The organism is Streptomyces sp. NPDC005820 (assembly GCF_040630255.1).
Lineage (GTDB): Bacteria > Actinomycetota > Actinomycetes > Streptomycetales > Streptomycetaceae > Streptomyces.
The window spans coordinates 70,005-90,483 of sequence record NZ_JBEXXE010000001.1 but is presented as its reverse complement, the minus strand read 5'-3'; the positions used below and the strand labels follow the sequence as shown (position 1 = coordinate 90,483).

Annotated in this window: 16 protein-coding genes; 8 read left to right on the top strand and 8 right to left on the bottom strand. The window is 71.8% G+C overall.

Annotated features, from left to right (window positions below):
* Window positions 1-106 precede the first annotated feature (106 nt).
* The 5 genes from ABZ464_RS00410 to ABZ464_RS00390 all read right to left on the bottom strand — a co-directional run bounded on the left by ABZ464_RS00410 (window position 107) and on the right by ABZ464_RS00390 (window position 5,542).
* Entirely contained in the window at window positions 107-1,336 is a 1,230-nt protein-coding gene (locus ABZ464_RS00410; RefSeq protein WP_359268706.1) for a branched-chain amino acid ABC transporter substrate-binding protein, read from the bottom strand.
* Between the two features lie 288 nt (window positions 1,337-1,624).
* On the bottom strand, window positions 1,625-2,269 hold the full coding sequence (locus tag ABZ464_RS00405; RefSeq protein WP_359268704.1) for a Tat pathway signal sequence domain protein: 645 nt from the start codon (window positions 2,267-2,269) through the stop codon (window positions 1,625-1,627).
* On the bottom strand, window positions 2,266-2,682 hold the full coding sequence (locus ABZ464_RS00400) for a hypothetical protein (protein WP_359268701.1): 417 nt from the start codon (window positions 2,680-2,682) through the stop codon (window positions 2,266-2,268). Before ABZ464_RS00400 ends, ABZ464_RS00405 begins: the two co-directional genes overlap by 4 nt.
* A gap of 67 nt (window positions 2,683-2,749) precedes the next feature.
* The gene (locus ABZ464_RS00395; protein WP_359268698.1) at window positions 2,750-3,214 is read right to left on the bottom strand and encodes a hotdog fold thioesterase; all 465 of its coding nucleotides are present in this window, start codon (window positions 3,212-3,214) and stop codon (window positions 2,750-2,752) included.
* 48 nt (window positions 3,215-3,262) lie between these two features.
* A complete protein-coding gene (locus tag ABZ464_RS00390; RefSeq protein WP_359268695.1) occupies window positions 3,263-5,542 on the bottom strand; it encodes an FdhF/YdeP family oxidoreductase in 2,280 nt (759 codons plus the stop codon).
* A 246-nt stretch (window positions 5,543-5,788) separates the two neighbouring features.
* Here ABZ464_RS00390 and polA point away from each other — a divergent pair, with 246 nt between their 5' ends.
* Both polA and ABZ464_RS00380 read left to right on the top strand, forming a co-directional pair.
* Window positions 5,789-8,515: a DNA polymerase I gene (gene polA, locus ABZ464_RS00385; protein ID WP_359268692.1), complete on the top strand. Its 2,727-nt coding sequence runs from the start codon at window positions 5,789-5,791 to the stop codon at window positions 8,513-8,515.
* 248 nt (window positions 8,516-8,763) lie between these two features.
* Window positions 8,764-9,123, top strand: a complete 360-nt coding sequence (locus ABZ464_RS00380; protein WP_359268689.1) for a hypothetical protein — start codon at window positions 8,764-8,766, stop codon at window positions 9,121-9,123.
* Here the strand turns inward: ABZ464_RS00380 and ABZ464_RS00375 are convergent.
* The gene (locus ABZ464_RS00375) at window positions 9,053-9,919 is read right to left on the bottom strand and encodes a DUF4184 family protein (RefSeq protein ID WP_359268686.1); all 867 of its coding nucleotides are present in this window, start codon (window positions 9,917-9,919) and stop codon (window positions 9,053-9,055) included. The two genes, ABZ464_RS00380 and ABZ464_RS00375, sit on opposite strands and share 71 nt — an antisense overlap.
* Window positions 9,920-10,252: 333 nt before the next feature.
* On the opposite strand from ABZ464_RS00375, the gene ABZ464_RS00370 reads away from it, so the two are divergent.
* From ABZ464_RS00370 to ABZ464_RS00360, 3 genes are all read left to right on the top strand, one after another.
* Complete coding sequence (locus ABZ464_RS00370; RefSeq protein WP_359268683.1) at window positions 10,253-12,016, top strand: lytic transglycosylase domain-containing protein; 1,764 nt, start codon at window positions 10,253-10,255, stop codon at window positions 12,014-12,016.
* A 157-nt stretch (window positions 12,017-12,173) separates the two neighbouring features.
* Window positions 12,174-12,308, top strand: a complete 135-nt coding sequence (locus tag ABZ464_RS00365; RefSeq protein WP_359268680.1) for an SPW_0924 family protein — start codon at window positions 12,174-12,176, stop codon at window positions 12,306-12,308.
* A 39-nt stretch (window positions 12,309-12,347) separates the two neighbouring features.
* Window positions 12,348-13,340 carry a DUF3068 domain-containing protein gene (locus ABZ464_RS00360; protein WP_359268678.1) on the top strand — a complete coding sequence of 331 codons (993 nt, stop codon included), beginning with the start codon at window positions 12,348-12,350 and terminating at the stop codon, window positions 13,338-13,340.
* On the opposite strand, the gene hrpB is transcribed toward ABZ464_RS00360, so the two are convergent.
* A complete protein-coding gene (gene hrpB / locus ABZ464_RS00355; RefSeq protein ID WP_359269591.1) occupies window positions 13,330-15,879 on the bottom strand; it encodes an ATP-dependent helicase HrpB in 2,550 nt (849 codons plus the stop codon). The two genes, ABZ464_RS00360 and hrpB, sit on opposite strands and share 11 nt — an antisense overlap.
* 42 nt (window positions 15,880-15,921) lie before the next feature.
* Window positions 15,922-16,902: a class I SAM-dependent methyltransferase gene (locus ABZ464_RS00350; protein WP_359268675.1), complete on the bottom strand. Its 981-nt coding sequence runs from the start codon at window positions 16,900-16,902 to the stop codon at window positions 15,922-15,924.
* A gap of 228 nt (window positions 16,903-17,130) precedes the next feature.
* Between ABZ464_RS00350 and rpsA the strand changes: the two genes are divergently transcribed.
* The 3 genes from rpsA to coaE all read left to right on the top strand — a co-directional run bounded on the left by rpsA (window position 17,131) and on the right by coaE (window position 20,471).
* Window positions 17,131-18,621, top strand: a complete 1,491-nt coding sequence (gene rpsA / locus ABZ464_RS00345; protein WP_359268672.1) for a 30S ribosomal protein S1 — start codon at window positions 17,131-17,133, stop codon at window positions 18,619-18,621.
* Between the two features lie 214 nt (window positions 18,622-18,835).
* Window positions 18,836-19,774 carry a PAC2 family protein gene (locus ABZ464_RS00340; protein ID WP_359268670.1) on the top strand — a complete coding sequence of 313 codons (939 nt, stop codon included), beginning with the start codon at window positions 18,836-18,838 and terminating at the stop codon, window positions 19,772-19,774.
* 73 nt (window positions 19,775-19,847) lie between these two features.
* Window positions 19,848-20,471, top strand: coding sequence for a dephospho-CoA kinase (gene coaE, locus ABZ464_RS00335; RefSeq protein ID WP_359268668.1), 624 nt, complete (start codon window positions 19,848-19,850; stop codon window positions 20,469-20,471).
* Window positions 20,472-20,479 lie beyond the last annotated feature (8 nt).

Genomic DNA, 20,479 nt, shown 5'->3' with positions numbered 1-20,479 from the left:
ATGTCCTCCGAGACGGTTCGGATGTTTCGACGGGGGGCCGGATGTGAGTCCGCGCGGGGCGCCAGTGGAACAGCGCCCCGCGCGGCTCAGGAGTGGTGCGGGTGGGTCAGCCGGAGTAGGTACCGGACTTGACGGCCTTCCAGGCACCGTTCTCGACGGCGTAGACGGTGAGCTGCTTGTTGGTGGCGTCACCGAACTCGTCGAAGGAGACCTTGCCGGTCACACCGTCGAAGGAGACGTTCTGGGTGGCGGCGGTGATCTTCGCGCGGGCGTCGTCGGGGAGCTTGCCGTTGTTGTCGTCGACGACCTTCTTGACGGCCTCGATGATGGCCCAGGCGGAGTCGTAGGCGTAGCCGCCGTAGGCGCCGTAGGCCTCCTTGTAGCCGCCGGCCTGGTAGTTGGCCACGAACTCCTTGGCGGAGTCGAGCTCCTCGACGGGGGCGCCGACGGAGGTGGCGAGGTCGCCGGTGGCGGTGGCGCCGGCCAGCTTGATGAAGTCGTCGGCGTAGATGCCGTCGCCGCCGATGAGCGGGATCTTGGCGCCGGCGGCCTTGATCTGCTTGCTGAGCGGGCCGGCCTGCGGGTACTCACCGCCGTAGTAGACGGCTTCGGCGCCGGAGGTCTTCACCTTGGTGGCGACGGCGGAGAAGTCCTTGGAGTCGGGGTTGATGTGCTCGGTGCCGACGACGGTGCCGCCGAGCTTCTTGAACTCCTCGGTGAAGGTGCCCGCGAGGCCGGCGCCGTAGGTCTTCTTGTCGTCGATGACGAAGACCTTCTTCTTCTTGGCGTCGTTGAAGACGTACTGCGCGGCGAACGGGCCCTGGATGGCGTCCGTGGTCGCGGTGCGGAAGTACGACGTGTAGGGGCGCTTCTTGGTGTTCGCCCAGTCGGTGCCCTGGGTGAGCGCCGGGTTGGTGTTGGCCGGGGAGACCTCGACCAGCTTGGCGTCGTCGAAGACCTTCTGCATCGACTCGGCGACGGAGGAGTTCAGCGGGCCGACCACGCCGAGGACGCTCTTGTCGGCGACGAGCGCGGTGGCGTTCTGCTGGCCGGCGGAGGGCTGCGCCTGGTCGTCCTTGGCGACGATCTTGAAGGTGACGCCGTCGACGGTCTTCTGCTTGTTGGCCGTTTTGGCGGCGAGGTCGACGGAGTTCTTGATGCCGAGGCCCAGCGCGGACAGGTCGCCGGTGAGCGGGGCGTCCACGCCGATGGTGACGGTGGTGCCGCCGCTGTCGGAGCCCTTGTCGCCGCCGCTGTCACGCGAACCGCAGGCGGTGAGGGTGAGTGCTCCGGCGGACAGCGCAGCGGTGATGGCGATGAGCGAACGTTGACGCACGTTCCAGTCCTTTCCCTGGGCGGCCCTCCCCCCTGGAAGAGGCCGAGTCGAGCGCTGAGGCCGAAGGGGTATTCCAGCCGCGCGGTGACTGGGCGTGACTCTAAGCGGGTGGAGGGAACGGGGAGGAGGGTCTGAACCAGGCTGTGACGCTCTTGTTATGACACGAGGTAATGCAGAGCGGTACTTGGCGGGTGGAACAGCGAATTTCAGGCCGATTCGCCCTGTCCGCATGCTGAGAACGTGCAGGATGAACCCCGGTGAGTTCAGGTGTCTCAGGCGTTTTGGTCATTACGGGGAATCGTTGCTACAGGCGACCTGTAGGGCCTGGGAGAGGTCCTGCGCATACCGGGGGCCCAGGATGAAGCTCTGCACTTGTATTGCACGCGCATTACGCAGAGTTACGTCGATGAAAGGAAGCCCGGCATTCTCCGGTACTTTCCCGCATTCCGCCACATGCATGGTGATCACGATCTTGCGGGCGGACCCCGCCTTCGTGCGGAACGGGGCCCGAGGTGCCGAGGTCAGCGAGGCGCCGGCGTACGGCTGGGACACCCGGGTCACCGTGACCGGGGGCCCCGATTCCACCGTCAGCAGCACCTCGAAGGCGAGGGTGTGCGGACGGGTGCCCGGTGGCACGGTGCGTTCGCCGAGATAGGTGACGTCGACGACCTGGGCGGGAAACGGCGGCTTGGGCGTGGCCTGTTCCCGCCCATGGGGACGGGTCACCCAGAGGAGGGCACCGACGGCCACCAGGGTGACGGCGGCGAGGGCGGCCAGGGCGGCTCCACGGTGGGAGAAGAGGAGACGGCGAAGCCGGTTGAAGGGGGCGGGCGGACGCGCCGGGGGAGCGGAGGCGCCGTCGGGGGGCTCCGCCGCGTGCGTGTCCCACGCGTGCGTGCCCTCGCCGGGCTCGATCGGGCCGATGCCGCTCACTGCCAGGGTCCTCCGCCCGGGCCGCCGGAGCGGTACCGGTCGGTGCAGCCCGCGCGCGCCTCACGCTCGATCAACGCGTCGGCGACGTCCGCCCCTTGGCGTTTCTTCTCGGCCCGCGCGGCGTCCACGACGCTCCGCAGGATGTCGTACTGGCCGTTGGAGAGCCCCATCGACTGGTAGTCGCCGTAGGTGTGGCTGTCCAGGACCTCACGGGACCAGTGGGCGACCACGCGCGTGCACAGCTCCTCGGGTGAGGTGGTGGAGGGAGAGACGGAAGGGGAGGGGGAGGCGGAGGGGGTGGCCGCCCGGCCTTGGGCGGCGTCGTCGCAGGCGGTCGCCGCGAGCCAGGCCAGAAGGACCCCCGCCGCCCACCGTGCCGCCGCCCGCGCTCCGCGCGCCCCTCCCGTGGTCATGCCCCGACGCTAGGGCGCCGGGGCAGCAGGGGCAACGGGCCGTGCGGTGCTTCGTCCGGGGAGCCGGTCAGCCCGCCGTGGGGGCGTCCCGCAGCAGACACGTCAGCCGCGCGGTGCACACCCGGCGCCCCGCCTCGTCGCTGATCACGATCTCGTACGTCGCCGTGGACCGCCCCCGGTGCACGGGCGTGGCCACGCCGGTGACCAGGCCGGAGCGGGCGCCCCGGTGGTGGGTGCAGTTCAGGTCGACCCCGACGGCGATCTTGGAGCTGCCGCCGTGCAGCATCGAGCCGACCGAGCCGAGGGTCTCGGCCAGCACCGCGGAGGCGCCGCCGTGCAGCAGGCCGTACGGCTGGGTGTTGCCCTCCACCGGCATGGTGCCGACGACCCGGTCCGCGGAGGCCTCGACGATCTCCACGCCCATACGGGAGCCGAGGTGTCCGGCCGAGAACAGGGCCACGATGTCGATGCCGAGCGCGGCGTACTCCTCGATGACCTCCGGTGGGAACTTCACATGCTGCTGCTCGCCCATGGGGCCGGGCTCCGTTCGTCGATCCGGGTCCAGTCACTGAGCAAACGCTCAGTCGGTCGACGATTGTTCCAGACGCACCACGACGGACTTACTGGCCGGGGTGTTGCTCGTGTCGGCGGTGGAGTCCAGCGGCACCAGCACGTTCGTCTCCGGGTAGTACGCCGCCGCGCAACCCCGCGTGGTCGGGTACAGCACGACCCGGAAACCCGGCGCCCGCCGCTCCACACCGTCCCGCCACTCGCCGACCAGATCCACGTACGAGCCTTCCGCCACCCCCAACGCGCGCGCGTCCTCGGCGTTGACCAGGACGACCCGCCGGCCGTTCCGGATGCCGCGGTAACGGTCGTCGAGGCCGTAGATCGTGGTGTTGTACTGGTCGTGCGAGCGCAGCGTCTGCAGCAGCAGCCGGCCCTCGGGCAGCTTCGGGTACTCGACCGGCGCGGCCGTGAAGTTGGCCTTGCCGGTGGCCGTCGGGAAGCGGCGCTCGTCGCGCGGGGCGTGCGGGAGGGTGAAGCCGCCCGGCCGGGCCACGCGCGCGTTGAAGTCCTCGAAGCCGGGGATCACGCGGGCTATCCGGTCACGGATCGTCGCGTAGTCCTTCTCGAACTCCTCCCACGGCACCTTGCTGTCCTCGCCGAGCACCCGGCGGGCCAGCCGGCTGACGATGGCCGGTTCGGACAGCAGCCGGTCGCTCGCGGGGGCCAGCCGGCCGCGCGAGGCGTGCACCATGCCCATGGAGTCCTCGACGGTCACGAACTGCTCGCCACCGGCCTGCAGATCGCGCTCGGTGCGCCCCAGCGTCGGCAGGATCAGCGCCCGCGCGCCCGTGACGACGTGCGAGCGGTTCAGCTTGGTCGACACGTGCACCGTCAGCCGGGCGCGCCGCATGGCGGCCTCGGTGACCTCGGTGTCGGGGGAGGCGGCGACGAAGTTGCCGCCCATGGCGAAGAACAGCTTCGCCTCGCCGTCGCGCAGGGCGCGGATGGCGCCCACCACGTCGAAGCCGTGCTCGCGCGGGGGCGCGAAGCCGAACTCCCGCTCCAGGGCGTCCAGGAAGGCCGGGGCCGGCCGCTCGAAGATGCCCATGGTGCGGTCGCCCTGCACGTTCGAGTGACCGCGCACCGGGCACACGCCCGCACCCGGGCGGCCGATGTTGCCGCGCAGCAGCAGGAGGTTGACCACCTCGCGGATGGTCGGCACGGAGTGCTTGTGCTGGGTGAGGCCCATGGCCCAGCAGACGATGGTGCGCTCCGAGGCGAGCACCATGCGCAGGGTCTCCTCGATCTCCGCGCGCGTGAGGCCGGTCGCGGTGAGCGTCTCGTCCCAGTCGGCGGCGCGGGCGGCCTCGGCGAACTCCTCGAAGCCGTGGGTGTGCTCGGCGATGAACGCCTCGTCGAGGGCGCCCTCGGTCTCCAGGACCAGCTTGTTGAGGAGCCGGAAGAGGGCCTGGTCGCCGCCGATGCGGATCTGCAGGAACAGGTCGGTGAGGGCCGCGCCCTTGAGCATGCCCTGCGGGGTCTGCGGGTTCTTGAACCGCTCCAGGCCCGCCTCGGGCAGCGGGTTGACGCTGATGATCCTCGCGCCGCCGGCCTTGGCCTTCTCCAGGGCGGAGAGCATCCGCGGGTGGTTCGTGCCCGGGTTCTGGCCGGCGACGATGATCAGGTCGGCCCGGTACAGGTCCTCCAGCAGGACGCTGCCCTTGCCGATGCCGATGGTCTGCGACAGGGCCGAGCCGGAGGACTCGTGGCACATGTTGGAGCAGTCCGGCAGGTTGTTCGTGCCGAGCTCGCGCGCGAACAGCTGGTAGAGGAACGCGGCCTCGTTGCTGGTGCGGCCCGAGGTGTAGAAGACGGCCTCGTCGGGGGAGGCGAGCGCGGCCGTCTCCTCGGCGATGATGTCGAAGGCCCGCTCCCAGGCGACCGGCTCGTAGTGCGTGCCGCCCTCGGGGAGGTACATGGGGTGGGTGAGCCGCCCCTGCTGGCCGAGCCAGTAGCCGCTGCGCGTGGCGAGGTCGTCGACGGGGTGGGCGGCGAAGAACTCCGGGGTGACCCGGCGCAGGGTCGCCTCCTCCGCCACCGCCTTGGCGCCGTTCTCGCAGAACTCGGCGGCGTGCCGGTGGTCCGGCTCGGGCCAGGCGCAGCCGGGGCAGTCGAAGCCGTTCTTCTGGTTGACCCGCAGCAGGGTCAGCGCGGTGCGGCGGACGCCCATCTGCTGCCGGGCGATCCGCAGGGAGTGTCCGACGGCCGGCAGGCCCGCCGCCGAGTGCTGCGGCTCGGCGACCTCCGGCGCGTCCTGGACCGGATCGGCCTTGGGCGGCTTCGTTGCCATCGCACCCTCTCCTTCATGGCTGCCGTGTGCGCGGTGTGTCCGGTCGTGCACGGGGCGTACCGCCGGGTGCGACACGCTTCCAAATCCTCGCACGCGGCGGTGACGACGAAGGCGGTCGGGGGCGTCCGGGAAAAAGCCGTGGCAGCGCACGGGTTGGGCCGAGCGCCCCGCCGGCGTCGACGGGGCCGGGCCCGGCTCGGCGGTGGGCGGGGCCGAGTGTCAGTGGGGCGTGGCAGGATCGGGGGCGTGGCAGAGACAGCATCGAAGAAGACCGAGACCCCCGACGGCGGCAGCCGCCCGCGCCTGATGCTCATGGACGGGCACTCGCTGGCCTACCGCGCGTTCTTCGCGCTGCCCGCGGAGAACTTCACCACCGCGACGGGCCAGCCGACGAACGCGATCTACGGCTTCGCGTCGATGCTGGCCAACACCCTGCGTGACGAGGCGCCCACGCACTTCGCGGTCGCCTTCGACGTCTCACGCAAGACCTGGCGTTCCGAGGAGTTCACCGAGTACAAGGCGAACCGCTCGAAGACCCCGGACGAGTTCAAGGGCCAGGTCGAGCTGATCGGCGAGCTGCTCGACGCGATGCACGTCTCGCGGTTCGCGATCGACGGCTTCGAGGCGGACGACGTCATCGCCACGCTCGTCACCCAGGCCGAGGCCGAGGGCTTCGAGGTGCTGATCGTCACCGGCGACCGCGACTCCTTCCAGCTGGTCACCGAGCACACGACCGTGCTGTACCCGACGAAGGGCGTCTCCGAGCTGACCCGGTTCACCCCGGAGAAGGTCGTCGAGAAGTACGGACTGACGCCCGCCCAGTACCCCGACTTCGCGGCGCTGCGCGGCGACCCGTCCGACAACCTCCCGGGCATCCCCGGCGTCGGCGAGAAGACCGCCGCGAAGTGGATCAACCAGTTCGGCTCGTTCGCGGATCTCGTCGAGCGCGTCGAGGAGGTCAAGGGCAAGGCCGGGCAGAACCTCCGCGACCACCTGGAGGCGGTCAAGCTCAACCGCCGCCTCACCGAGATGGTCCGCACGGTCGAGCTGCCGAAGACGGTCACCGACCTGGAGCGCGCCCCGTACGACCGGACGGCCGTCGCGATGGTCCTGGACACCCTGGAGATCAGGAACCCCTCCCTGCGCGAGCGGCTCCTCGCCGTCGACCCGGGTGGCGCCGAGGCCGAGACCACCCCGGTGGTCACCGCCGGCGTGGAACTCGACGGCACCGTGCTGGGCACCGGCGAGCTGGCCGGCTGGCTCGCCGACCACGCCGGGCAGCCCCTCGGCGTCGCCACCGTCGACACCTGGGCGCTGGGCGCCGGCTCGGTCGCCGAGGTCGCCCTGGCCACCGCCGACGGCCCCGCCGCCTGGTTCGACCCCTCCCAGCTCGACGAGGCCGACGAGAGCGCGTGGGCGGCCTGGCTGGCCGACGGGGACCGTCCCAAGGTCCTGCACAACGCCAAGGGCGCCATGCGGGTCTGCGCCGAGCACGGCTGGTCGGTCGCCGGCGTCTCCATGGACACCGCCCTCGCCGCCTACCTGGTCAAGCCGGGCCGCCGCTCCTTCGACCTGGACGCGCTCTCCCTGGAGTACCTGGGCCGCGAACTGGCCCCCGCCGCCGCGGCCGACGGCCAGCTAGCCTTCGGCGCGGACGACGGCGCCGAGGCCGAGGCCCTCATGGTGCAGGCCCGCGCGATCCTCGACCTCGGCGAGGCCTTCCGCGGCAAGCTCGAGGAGGTCGGCGCGGCCGACCTGCTCCAGGACATGGAACTGCCCACCTCCGTCCTCCTCGCCCGCATGGAGCGGCATGGCATCGCCGCCGACCGCGCCCATCTCGAGGCCATGGAGCAGATGTTCGCCGGAGCCGTCCAGCAGGCCGTGAAGGAGGCGCACGCGGCCGCGGGGCACGAGTTCAACCTGGGCTCGCCCAAGCAGCTCCAGGAGGTCCTCTTCGGCGAACTGGCCCTGCCCAAGACCAAGAAGACCAAGACCGGCTACACCACCGACGCCGACGCCCTGGCCTGGCTCGCCGGCCAGACGGACAACGAACTGCCGGTCATCATGCTCCGCCACCGCGAGCAGGCGAAGCTCCGCGTCACCGTCGAGGGCCTGATCAAGACGATCGCCGCCGACGGCCGGATCCACACCACGTTCAACCAGACGGTCGCCGCGACCGGCCGGCTGTCCTCCACGGACCCCAACCTGCAGAACATCCCGGTCCGCACGGACGAGGGCCGCGCGATCCGCCGCGGCTTCGTCGTCGGCGAGGGCTTCGAGTCCCTGATGACCGCCGACTACAGCCAGATCGAACTGCGCGTGATGGCCCACCTCTCCGAGGACGAGGGCCTCATCCGGGCGTTCACCTCCGGCGAGGACCTGCACACCACGGCCGCCTCCCAGGTGTTCGCCGTCGAACCGGGCGTGGTGGACGCGGAGATGCGCCGCAAGATCAAGGCCATGTCCTACGGCCTGGCCTACGGCCTGTCGGCGTTCGGCCTGTCCCAGCAGCTGAACATCGAGGCGGGCGAGGCCCGCGCCCTGATGGACGCCTACTTCGAGCGCTTCGGCGGCGTCCGCGACTATCTGCGCCGCGCCGTCGACGAGGCCCGGGCCACCGGCTACACCGCGACCCTCTTCGGCCGCCGCCGCTACCTCCCCGACCTCAACAGCGACAACCGCCAGCGCCGCGAGGCGGCCGAACGCATGGCCCTCAACGCGCCCATCCAGGGCACCGCGGCCGACATCGTCAAGATCGCCATGCTCAAGGTGGACGACGCACTGCGCACGGCGGGCCTCACCTCCCGCATGCTGCTCCAGGTCCACGACGAAATCGTCCTGGAGATCGCCCCCGGCGAGCGTGCGGCAGTGGAGGAGATCGTCCGCCGCGAGATGACGGGCGCGGTCCGGCTCCGGGCCCCGCTGGACGTCTCGGTGGGCGCGGGCCCCGACTGGGAGTCGGCAGCGCACTAGCCTCCGACGGGGGAGCGACGGCTTGCTCCCCACGTTGCATGGAGAGGCCCGGTCGGCGGGGACCGGGCCCTCTCCCATCGACAGGGCACCCTTCTCATGCCGCCTCCGCCGCAACGGCGATCGGCCACGACGGCGCTCTCCGGCGGTGCCCGCCCGCCCGTCACCCCCGGTACATCCCCCGAAGGGCCCTCACCCGCGTGGCCCCCGAGAACACGCCCCGCACGGCTTCCGCCCGCCACGATGCCGCCATGGGTATACGTACGCACCACCGCCGGACGGCGGCCCTCACCCGCGGCAGCGCGGCCGCGGACACTCAGGCCGACCCCGGCGCGGCTCCCCCCGGGCGCCGGCTCCCCGCCCTCGCGCCCGCCGCCTCCACGGCCCGCGTCCCCGGCACCCCCGGCGGCACCCCGCGCCTGTGGGCCGAGCAGACCCGCGCCTACCTCACCCTCGCCCTGGCCAACCTGACCGCCCTGGGCCGTCCGCACCGACGAAAGCCGGCCCGCCGTATCACCGTCTTCGTCGCGACGACGCCCCTCAGCGCACGCCCTGACGGCTCCGCCCCACACCGGCCTCCGCCGGCCGCCCGCCCGCCGCACCCCCGGTGACCGGACGCCACACGCGCACGCCGACGGCGTACAGCAGCAGCCCCAGCACCAGGCCCGCGCCCGCCCCGAAGCAGGCCGTCGGGATCAGCTCCCACGGTTTCGCGCCGTGCGGCTCCCGGTACGCCCACCAGCGCGACACCCGCTGCACGGCCCCCGCCAGCCCGCACCCGCCGATCACCGCCGCCGCCGTCCACCGGTCCCGCGAGGACAACGACGGCACCCCGACCGGCCCGCCCGCGGGCGCCCGGCGCAGCGCGTGCACGACGAACGCGGTGATCACGACGGCGGCCACGGCCGAACCGCCGTACTGCAGGTACCAGTACAGCGGCGAACCGGCCACCTCCTCGCCCAGCACCGGGAACAGCCGCATGCCCCAGCGGTCCAGGTGCGTGAACGCGTCCCACACCACATGCGTCGACGCGCCGAGCACCGCGGAGACGTACCACCACAGCACGCCGGCGGCCCGCACGCGCGCGCGTGGCGCCCCGCACCGGGTCAGCGCGGCCGTCCGCGCCTGCCGGGACCGGGGCAGCAGCGCCACCAGTGGCTCGCGCAGCAGCAGCCAGAGCCCCACCAGCGTCCAGGCGATGACCACGTCGACCGTGAAGACACCGGGGAAGGAGTGCGTGACATCGCCGAACTCCATCGCCCCGGACCGGACACTCGCCGCGTAATAGGTCAGGTCGGGCGCGAACGAGCCCGCCACGAGAACGGCCGGAACCAGCCGTCCGCGGCCGGTCCCGTCGGCGCGCACCCCGGGCAGCACCGCCGCCGCGTGGCTCAGAGTGAACGGCAACGCGGCTCCCGGGGGCGGAGGGTGGAGATCTCGATCGGCATGCAGGCGGAAGACGTCCCGGGTGCGGCAGTGGTTCCCGGACGAACGGAACCCGGCCAACCGGTGAAATGGAGGTGCGAACGGGTGCCGGTGCAAAAGAAGTTGTCGTAGGGTCGCTGGGGTTGCCGTGCCGCCGCGGGCAGTCGAACAAAAGAACAGACCAGTACGGGTCGCTCCGGGTGCAACCCTCGGGGCGGGTCGATCGTCACAACAGCCGCAGGGGTGCCACAGCCATCACGGGCGTGGCGCAGACACGGACACGGACGCCGGGCGTCCACGGGAGGGGTTCGCTTCATGTCGTCGGCGCATTTCGGCAGCAGGCTGCGCAAGGGAGCGGTCAACACCACCGTGGCCGCACTGGCGGTCGCGGCCCTGGCCGCATCCCAGGCACCGGACGTCACAGCCTCCGGCGTCAGCGGAAGCGGACAGGCGGCCGCCGACACCCCGGCGGCCGCGGACGCGAGCACCGACGGCAGCGCCACCGGCAACTCGCCGTACTACACGGACCTGCCGCCGCTGAACAGCCCGAACCCCGCGCCCAGCGCGAGCGCCACCACCAGCCCGGTCGGCACCGGCAGCTCCGAGGCGGGCATCCCCGCGACCGTCCTGGACGCCTACAAGAAGGCCGAGGCGGAGCTGGCCCAGTCCAAGCCGGGCTGCAACCTGCCCTGGCAACTCCTCGCCGCCATCGGCAAGGTCGAGTCGGGCCAGGCCCGCGGCGGCAACGTCGGCGCCGACGGCACCACCCTCTCGCCGATCCTCGGCCCCGTCCTCAACGGCAACGGCTTCGCCAACATCAGCGACACCGACAACGGCGCCTACGACGGCGACAGCACCTACGACCGTGCCGTCGGCCCCATGCAGTTCATCCCCTCCACCTGGGCCTGGGCGGGCCGCGACGGCAACGACGACGGCAAGAAGGACCCCAACAACATCTACGACGCCGCGCTCGCCGCCGGCCATTACCTGTGCCGCAACAACTGGGACATGTCCACCACCTCGGGCATGCGCAGCGCGATCCTCAGCTACAACAACTCGACGGCCTACTACAACACCGTCATGTCGTGGCTGGAGTACTACCGCAAGGGCACCCACTCCATCCCCGACGGCACCGGCACTGTGCCCTCCGGCCGCAGCGACGACGAGCCGAGCACGCCGTCCACCCCGTCGACGCCCAGCACGCCGTCGACCCCGAGCACGCCCAGCACCCCCTCGACGCCGAGCACCCCGGCGCCCACACCGACCGACACGGTCGACCACCTCGAGAACGCGGGCAGCACGGCCAAGCTCACCGCCATGGCGGGCGACGCCTTCACCACGAAGGTCAGCACCCGCGCGGAGACCGAGGCCGGCAAGGCCGTCGCCAAGGTCCGGGTCCGCTTCACCATCGTCGGCGACACCGACCTGACGTTCGCGGGCGGCGAGAGCGTCGCCACGGTCGCCACCGACAGCAAGGGCGTCGCCGTGGCGCCCGCGCTCCAGGCGGGCGAGAAGACCGGCACGTTCACCGTCCGCGCCACCATCGCGGGCCGTACGATCACCGCCCTCGACTACAAGGCCACCGTCACCGCGCGCGCCGCCGACGCCCTCGCCCGCACCGCCGAGACCGCGCTGACCTGCGTCGCCGGCGGCGAGTTCGCCGACCAGGTCGCGGTGAAGGCCACCTACGAGGGCGCCGTCGCCGACAAGGTCGCCGCGACCGCCACCCTGATCAAGTCGGCCGACGACCCGACCGCCAACGACAAGGGCCCCTACTTCAAGGACGCCTCCGGCAACCCCGTCCGCACCCTGACGGACCTGCAGACCGACGCGAACGGCGTGCTCCAGCTGCCGAAGCTGTACGCGGACGACACCGCCGGCACCTACCTGCTGCGCATCACCACCACCGGCGGAGCGACCCTCACGGTCGAACTGACCGTCACGGCCGCCGCGTCCACGACCCCGGACCCGACGCCCAGCGAGTCGTCGAGCACGAGCCCGTCCCCGAGCGCCAGTGCGAGCGCGGACGCGAGCAGCAGCGCCTCGCCGAGCGAGTCGTCGTCCACCTCCGGGTCGTAGCCCGGCACCCCGCCCTCTCGTACGGCCACTGCGGCGCCCTTCCCGACGGAGGGGCGCCGCAGTGCTGTCCGACGTGTTCTCATCTCACCCGCCGGTTGCTACGGTGCCGCAGCTGACGCCCTGTCAGCTCCGGGACCGTTCACGCCGGGAGGCCCGTATGCGCGCCCTGATCGCCGCCGCGACCGGTCTCGCCGTCGCGCTCGTCGTCGTCCTCGGCCTCTCCGCGATCGGCACACCCACCGGCAAGACCTCACCGAAACCGCTCCTGACCACCGTGCCCGCCCACCCGTAACCGCCCGCCCACCCGTAACCGCCCCGGAGGGAGGCCGAGATGCGCCGTACGACAAGCCTGGTCCTGCTCGCCCTCGCCGTGTTCTGCGCGGCACTCGCCCCACTGGTGCGCTGGTACGCCTTCCCGCGCCTGGCCAAGATCCCGGCGAACGAGTACCAGACGATGGTCCTGGAGGCGAAGAACGCCACCCTCCTCGACTACGGCACCATGACCGCCCGCACGGTCCCGAAGGTGACCATCGTGCAGACCCTCAAGGGCGACGTGGAAGCCTCCGAGAAGATCGAGAAGACAGCAGGCCGGGACGTCGTCGTCTGGGACGGCCTCTCCTACATCCAGGGCCCCGACGGCAAGATGGTCTCCAAGGTCCCCGAGCGCTACATCTTCGACGCCCACACCCAGGAACCCGTCCACGCCACCGGCGAATCCGTCGACGGCGACCCGGTCCGCCGCGAGGGCATCGAGTTCAAGTGGCCCTTCCTCACGGAGAAACGCGACTACGAGTACTTCGACGCCCAGACCCGCACCAGCAACCCCATCCACTACAAGGGCACCCAGGACTTCCGCGGCGTGAAGGTCTACTACTTCGAGCAGACCATCCCCTGGACCAAGGTCTCCATGCCGAAGACGATGCCCGTCGCCGGCATCACCCCCGAGACCGTCGCCAAGACGGGCACCACCCGCTGGTACACGACGGTCCGCAAGTTCTGGGTCGAACCGCTCACCGGCGCGCCCGTCTACGGCGAGGAGATCCACAAGGAGGAACTGCGCGGCGGCACCCTCCTCGGCGGCCGCGCCCGGGTCACGGCGTTCGCGGGCCACGTGAAGATGCGCGAGGACTACACCGAGCACACCGTCGCCCTCGTCAAGCACAACCGCACCCTGGTCCTGCTCATGACGTTCTACCTGCCCCGGGGCGCCCTCACCCTCGGCGCCCTGCTCCTCGCCCTGGCCCTCTGGCTGGAGGCCCGGGGCCGCCGCCCCCTGGGCCCGCCGCCGGCGAGGACGACGCAACGCGAACCGGTCACCGCCTGAGCCGCGCGTTGGTGTGCCGCGTCGGCTCGGCGGACGCCGGATCCTCCGGCCACGGATGCTTCGGATACCGCCCCCGCAGCTCCGCCCGCACCCCCTTGTACCCGTCCCTCCAGAAGGACGCGAGATCGGCGGTGACGGCGGCCGGCCGCCCGGCGGGCGACAACAGGTGCATCAGCAGCGGCACCCCGGCGACCCGAGGGGACTCCTGCAGCCCGAACATCTCCTGCAGCTTCACCGCCAGAACCGGCCGCGCGGGATCCGCGTAGTCGATCCGGATCGCGGACCCACTCGGCACGGTGATCCGCTGCGGCGCCAGCTCGTCCAGCCGGGCCGCCTCCCCGGACGCCCAGGGCAGCAGCCGCCCGAGCGCCTCCCCGGCGTCGATCCGCCCGAGGTCCGCCCGTCGCCGGGCCCGGCCCAGCTCGGGCTCCAGCCACTCGCCCACGCGCGCGTGCAGCGCCTCGTCCGACACCTCGGGCCATGGCTCACCCCGGTGCAGCCGCAGAAACGCCAGCCGCCGCCGCAGCGTCTCCGCCTCCGCGGACCACCGCAACAACCGGAAACCCTCCTGCCGGAGCCCCTCCAGCAGAGCATCCCGTACGAGACCGGCGTCGGCGTCCCGCAGCGGACGCACCGTCAGTTCCACCGCCCCGAGCCGCTCGACCCGCCGCGCGACGACGTCCCCGCCCGCCCAGCACACCTCGTCCCGCTCGTCCAGCAACGCACGGGCGGCCCCGCGGGCCACGTCCTCGTCCACCACCGCGGCGAGCTGCACCCGCGCGTGCCCCTTCCCCAACGGCCGGTCGGCGACGGCGACGGCGAGCCAGTCCGCGTGCCGCAGCGCCGACCCTTCGGGAAGCTCGGCCCGGGTTCCGGAGACCATGAGCCACGAACCACCGTCGACCCGGGCGACCCGTTCGGGAAAGGCGAGGGCGGCGACAAGCCCGACGAGCCGCTCGTCGGCGGCACCGGGGCCGTCGACGCCGCTGACGCTCACCCCTGTCAAAAGAGCGTCATGGGCGGGTGGGTGGGAAAGGTCGGCGAAGACACCCCGCAGCCGCCGCACCTCGGACCGCCACCGCCCGGAATAGGCGTCACCCCCACGCCGAACCGCCCGCAGAGCGGCCCCCAGATCGACCCCGTACTCCCGGGGAACCTCCTCGCTCAACAGAGCGACCACCTCCGCGGCCCGCTCCACCCCCACCACGCCGGCCCCGTCCAGCAACGCCCGCCCCAGCCGCGGATGCAACCCCAACCGGGCCAGGCGAACCCCCCGGTCAGTGGCCCGGCCCACGGAGTCGACCGCTCCGACGGCCGTCAGCAGACGACCTGCCGCCGCCATCGCCCCACCCGGCGGCGGATCCAGCAACGCCAGCCCCGACGCCCCGGGATCACCCCAGCACGCCGCCTGAAGGGCGAAAGCGGTGAGGTCGGCCACCTTGATCTCCGGTGCCGGGAAACGCGGCAGACGCGCGTCCTCCGCCTCCGTCCAGCACCGGTACACCACCCCCGGCGCCTCCCGCCCGGCCCGCCCCGCCCGCTGCCGCGCCGCCGCCCGCGAGGCCCGTACGGTCGCCAGCGCGCTCAGCCCGCGCGCATGGTCCACCCGCGGCTCGCGCGCCAGCCCCGAGTCGACGACCACCCGCACCCCGGGAACCGTCAGCGAGGACTCCGCGACCGAGGTGGCCAGCACCACCCGCCGCCGCTCACCCGGCGCCAGCACCGCGTCCTGCACGGCGGCCGGCGCCCGCCCGTGCACCTGGAGCACGTCCACCCCGTCCAGCCCCCCGAGCAGCCCGGCGACCCGCGCGATCTCCCCCACGCCCGGCAGAAAGCACAGCACGTCCCCGGCCCGCTCGGCCAGCGCCCGCCGCACCACCGACGCCACGTGCGCGAGCAGCGCCGGATCGACCCGCATCCCGTGCGGCGGCCGTACCGGGCGCACCGGGGGAGCCCAGACCACCTCCACGTCGTACGAGGCTCCGTGGGCCTCCACCACCGGCGCCCCGCCCAGCAGCCGCGCCCACCCCTCGGTGTCGGTCGTCGCGGACGCGGCCACCAGCCGCAGCTCCGGCCGCAGCGTCTCCCGTACGTCCCACAGGAACGCGGCCGAGGTGTCCGCGTCCAGATGCCGCTCGTGGCACTCGTCGAGCACGACGACGTCGACGCCGGTCAGCTCCTGGTCGCGCTGGAGCCGCTGCAGCAGCACACCGGTCGTGACGACCTCCACGCGCGTGTGCCGCCCGACGACCCGCTCCCCGCGCACGGTGAAACCCACGCTCCCGCCGGGCTTCTCGCCCAGCAGCCACGCCATCCGCCGGGCCGCCGCCCGCGCCGCGATCCGCCGGGGCTCGGCCACGAGCACCCGCCGCGCCGGCCCCTCACCCAGCAGCCCGGCCAGCGCCAGCGGAACGAGCGTCGTCTTGCCGGTGCCGGGCGGCGCGGCCAGGACGGCGGTGCCGTGCCCGTCCAGAGCCTCGTTCAGGGCGGGCAGGGCGGCGCGCACGGGCAGCGCGTCCAGGGCGTCGGCACGGAGGATCACGCCCCTAGTGTCGTACGGCGGCCGGTGCCGTATGACGGGTCAGTCCCGCTCGCAGACGAAGATCGCCGTGCCCGGGATCAGGTTGCCGCGCAGCGGGGACCAGCCGCCCCACTCGGAGGTGTTCCACACCGGCCACTCCGGCTCCGCCACGTCGACCAGACGGAAACCGGCCAGCGCGATGTCACGGACCCGGTCGCCCAGCGTGCGGTGGTGCTCGACGTAGACCGCCCGGCCCCCCTCGTCCACCTCGACGTACGGCGTACGGTCGAAGTACGAGGCCGAGACGGTCAGCCCCTCCGGACCCGGCTCGTCCGGGAACGCCCAGCGGATCGGGTGGGTCACCGAGAACACGAACCGCCCGCCCGGCCGCAGCACCCTGCGGACCTCTCTCAGCACCAGCACCGGATCGGCCACGAAGGGCAGCGCCCCGTACGCCGAGCAGGCCAGGTCGAAGGAGCCGTCCGCGAAGGGCAGCGCCCCGGCGTCCGCGCACACCAGCGGGAACGCCCCGCCGATCCGCAGCGCGTGCTGCAGCTGGCGGTGCGAGAGGTCCAGGGCGACCGGGCGCGCCCCCTGGGCGGCCAGCCAGCGCGAGCACTGGGCCGCGCCGGCGCCGATCTCCAGGACGGCCTTGCCCTTGAGGTCCTCGGCCGGGCCGAGCAGCTCGGCCTCCACCTCGTCCAGGCCCTCGGGACCCCACACGAAGCGGTCGTCGCCGAGGAACGTGCCGTGCTCGATCTGGTACTCGTCCGCGTTGCGGTCCCACCAGCCCCGGTTGGCCCGGGAGCTCTCCGTGATGTCGGCGTCGCGCCTGGTGGCCTCCGGCTCGGCGGCCGGATCGGACAGGGGCGCGGACGATGCGGGCTCTTGGATGATCGGCTCCCTCGTCGTACTCTTCCGTGCAACCCGCCGGGTCACGGACGTGTCACCGGAGGGGCTTCCTGCGGCCTGCGTGACCTCAGGAGAAAGGTTCTGTGCCGGGTTTGCGGCGTTCTGCCCCGGGTGTGCGCCTTCGCGCATTGACCCTGCCCGGCTGCCCCCGTATGCTACAAGTTGCGCTGCGGGCCTGCGCACCTCAGACGGAGCAGGCTGCGCTCGCATCTGTTGTATGTCCCCTCGGTTGTCGAGGCGCGTCACCGGTTCGATCGGTGAGGCGTTTCCTAAGCTGTCCGGCTTCATCAGAGCGATACGGGCTCCCGGCGTAGCAGTACCTACGACTTTCTGTCCGTAACCGGAGCCCTTTCCCACATGACGAGCAGCACCGAGACCACCGCCACCATCCCGCAGGTTGCGGTCAACGACATCGGTAACGAGGAAGCCTTCCTCGCCGCGATCGACGAGACGATCAAGTACTTCAACGACGGCGACATCGTCGACGGCGTCATCGTGAAGGTCGACCGGGACGAGGTCCTGCTCGACATCGGTTACAAGACCGAAGGTGTCATCCCGAGCCGCGAGCTCTCGATCAAGCACGACGTCGACCCCAACGAGGTCGTCGCCGTCGGCGACGAGATCGAGGCCCTCGTCCTCCAGAAGGAGGACAAGGAAGGCCGCCTGATCCTCTCGAAGAAGCGCGCCCAGTACGAGCGTGCCTGGGGCACCATCGAGAAGATCAAGGAAGAGGACGGCATCGTCACCGGTACCGTCATCGAGGTCGTCAAGGGTGGTCTCATCCTCGACATCGGCCTCCGTGGCTTCCTCCCGGCCTCCCTGGTCGAGATGCGCCGCGTCCGCGACCTCCAGCCCTACGTGGGCAAGGAGCTCGAGGCGAAGATCATCGAGCTGGACAAGAACCGCAACAACGTGGTCCTGTCCCGCCGTGCCTGGCTGGAGCAGACCCAGTCCGAGGTCCGCCAGACGTTCCTCACGACCCTCCAGAAGGGTCAGGTCCGCTCCGGTGTGGTCTCCTCGATCGTCAACTTCGGTGCCTTCGTGGACCTGGGTGGCGTCGACGGTCTGGTCCACGTCTCCGAGCTGTCCTGGAAGCACATCGACCACCCCTCCGAGGTCGTCGAGGTCGGCCAGGAGGTCACGGTCGAGGTCCTCGACGTCGACATGGACCGCGAGCGCGTCTCCCTGTCGCTGAAGGCGACCCAGGAAGACCCGTGGCAGCAGTTCGCCCGCACCCACCAGATCGGCCAGGTCGTGCCCGGCAAGGTCACGAAGCTGGTTCCGTTCGGTGCGTTCGTCCGCGTGGACGAGGGCATCGAGGGTCTGGTCCACATCTCCGAGCTGGCCGAGCGCCACGTGGAGATCCCGGAGCAGGTCGTCCAGGTCAACGACGAGATCTTCGTCAAGGTCATCGACATCGACCTCGAGCGTCGCCGGATCTCGCTGTCCCTCAAGCAGGCCAACGAGTCCTTCGGCGCCGACCCGGCCTCGGTCGAGTTCGACCCGACCCTGTACGGCATGGCCGCGTCCTACGACGACCAGGGCAACTACATCTACCCCGAGGGCTTCGACCCCGAGACCAACGACTGGCTCGAGGGCTACGAGACCCAGCGGGAGACGTGGGAGCAGCAGTACGCCGAGGCGCAGACCCGCTTCGAGCAGCACCAGAAGCAGGTCATCAAGTCCCGCGAGGCCGACGAGGCTGCTGCCGCCGAGGGCGGCGAGGCTGCGGCTCCGGCCGCGACCGGTGGCTCGTACTCCTCCGAGGGCGCGGACACCTCCGGTGCCCTGGCCTCGGACGAGGCGCTCGCCGCGCTGCGCGAGAAGCTGGCCGGCGGCCAGAGCTGATCGCTCACTGAGCAGTAGCTCCTGACTGAGGGGCCGTACCTTTCGAGGTGCGGCCCCTCGGCTTTTCCGGCTTTCGGCCGCTGGGGCTTCTCACGCAGTTCCCCGCGCTCCTGGGGGTTGGGGGCGCCCCTCGCTGAGCAAGCACTCGGAGGGCGGGAATGCCCACGCCTGTACGCGTGTTGACATGGGGGGAACACGAGGAGGAGCGGTCCAGGTGCTTGATCCGCAGGGTTTGTACGCATGGGAGCCGAAGGGGCTGGCCGTCGTCGACATGGCGCTCGCCCAGGAGTCGGCCGGACTTGTCATGCTCTACCACTTCGACGGATACATCGACGCGGGCGAGACCGGCGAGCAGATCGTCGACCGGCTCCTCGACTCGCTGCCCCACCAGCTCGTCGCCCGCTTCGACCACGACCGGCTGGTGGACTACCGCGCCCGCCGGCCGCTGCTGACCTTCAAGCGCGACCGCTGGACCGAGTACGAGGAACCGGCCATCGAGGTACGGCTCGTCCAGGACACCACCGGAGCGCCCTTCCTGCTCCTGTCCGGCCCCGAGCCCGACGTCGAGTGGGAGCGCTTCGCCGCCGCCGTGAAGCAGATCGTGGAGCGCCTGGGCGTACGCCTCTCGGTGAACTTCCACGGCATCCCCATGGGTGTCCCGCACACCCGCCCGGTCGGCCTCACCCCGCACGGCAGCCGCACGGACCTGGTCCCCGGTCACCGCAGCCCCTTCGACGAGGCCCAGGTCCCCGGCAGCGCCGAGGCACTCGTCGAGTACCGCCTCATGGAGGCCGGCCACGACGTCCTGGGCGTCGCCGCCCACGTCCCGCACTACATCGCCCGCTCCGCCTACCCGGACGCGGCGCTGACCGTCCTCGAAGCGATCACCGCGGCGACCGGCCTCGTCCTGCCCGGCATCGCCCACAGCCTGCGCACGGACGCCCACCGCACCCAGACCGAGATCGACCGCCAGATCCGCGAGGGCGACGAGGAACTCACCTCCCTCGTCCAGGGCCTTGAACACCAGTACGACGCCGCCGCCGGCGCCGAGACCCGGGGCAACATGCTCGCCGAACCGGCCGACATCCCGTCGGCGGACGAGATCGGCCTGGAGTTCGAGCGCTTCCTGGCGGAACGCGAAGGCGACAACTGAGCCACCCCGCAGCGCGAAGCGGGCACCCGGCCTGCCGGGACGACGGTCACCGGCAGGCCCTAAGCTTCCCCTCATGCTGAAGGTGGGCCTGACCGGCGGGATCGGCGCCGGCAAGAGCGAGGTGTCGCGACTGCTCGTCGAGTGCGGTGCCGTGCTGATCGACGCGGACCGCATCGCGCGCGAGGTCGTCGCCCCCGGAACACCGGGACTCACGGCCGTCGTCGACGCCTTCGGCGAGGACGTCCTGACCGCGGACGGCAGCCTCGACCGGCCCGGGCTCGGCGCGATCGTCTTCGCCGACCCGCAGCAGCTGGCCGTCCTCAACCGGATCGTGCACCCCCTGGTCGGCGCCCGCTCCCGCGAACTGGAGACCGCCGCCCCCGAGGACGCCGTCGTCGTCCACGACGTCCCCCTCCTCACCGAGAACGGCCTCGCCACGCTCTACGACCTCGTGATCGTCGTCGACGCGGCCACCGAGACCCAGCTCGACCGGCTGGTCCGGCTGCGCGGCATGACCGAGGACGACGCCCGCGCCCGCATGGCCGCCCAGGCCACCCGGGAGCAACGCCGGAAGATCGCCGACATCGTCATCGACAACGACGTGCCCCTGCCGGAACTGGAGCGGCGCGTCAAGGACGTCTGGGCCGAGCTCACCCGCCGAGCGCGGCGGTCCACCGAAGAGGGGCGCTCGGAATAGGGGCGCTC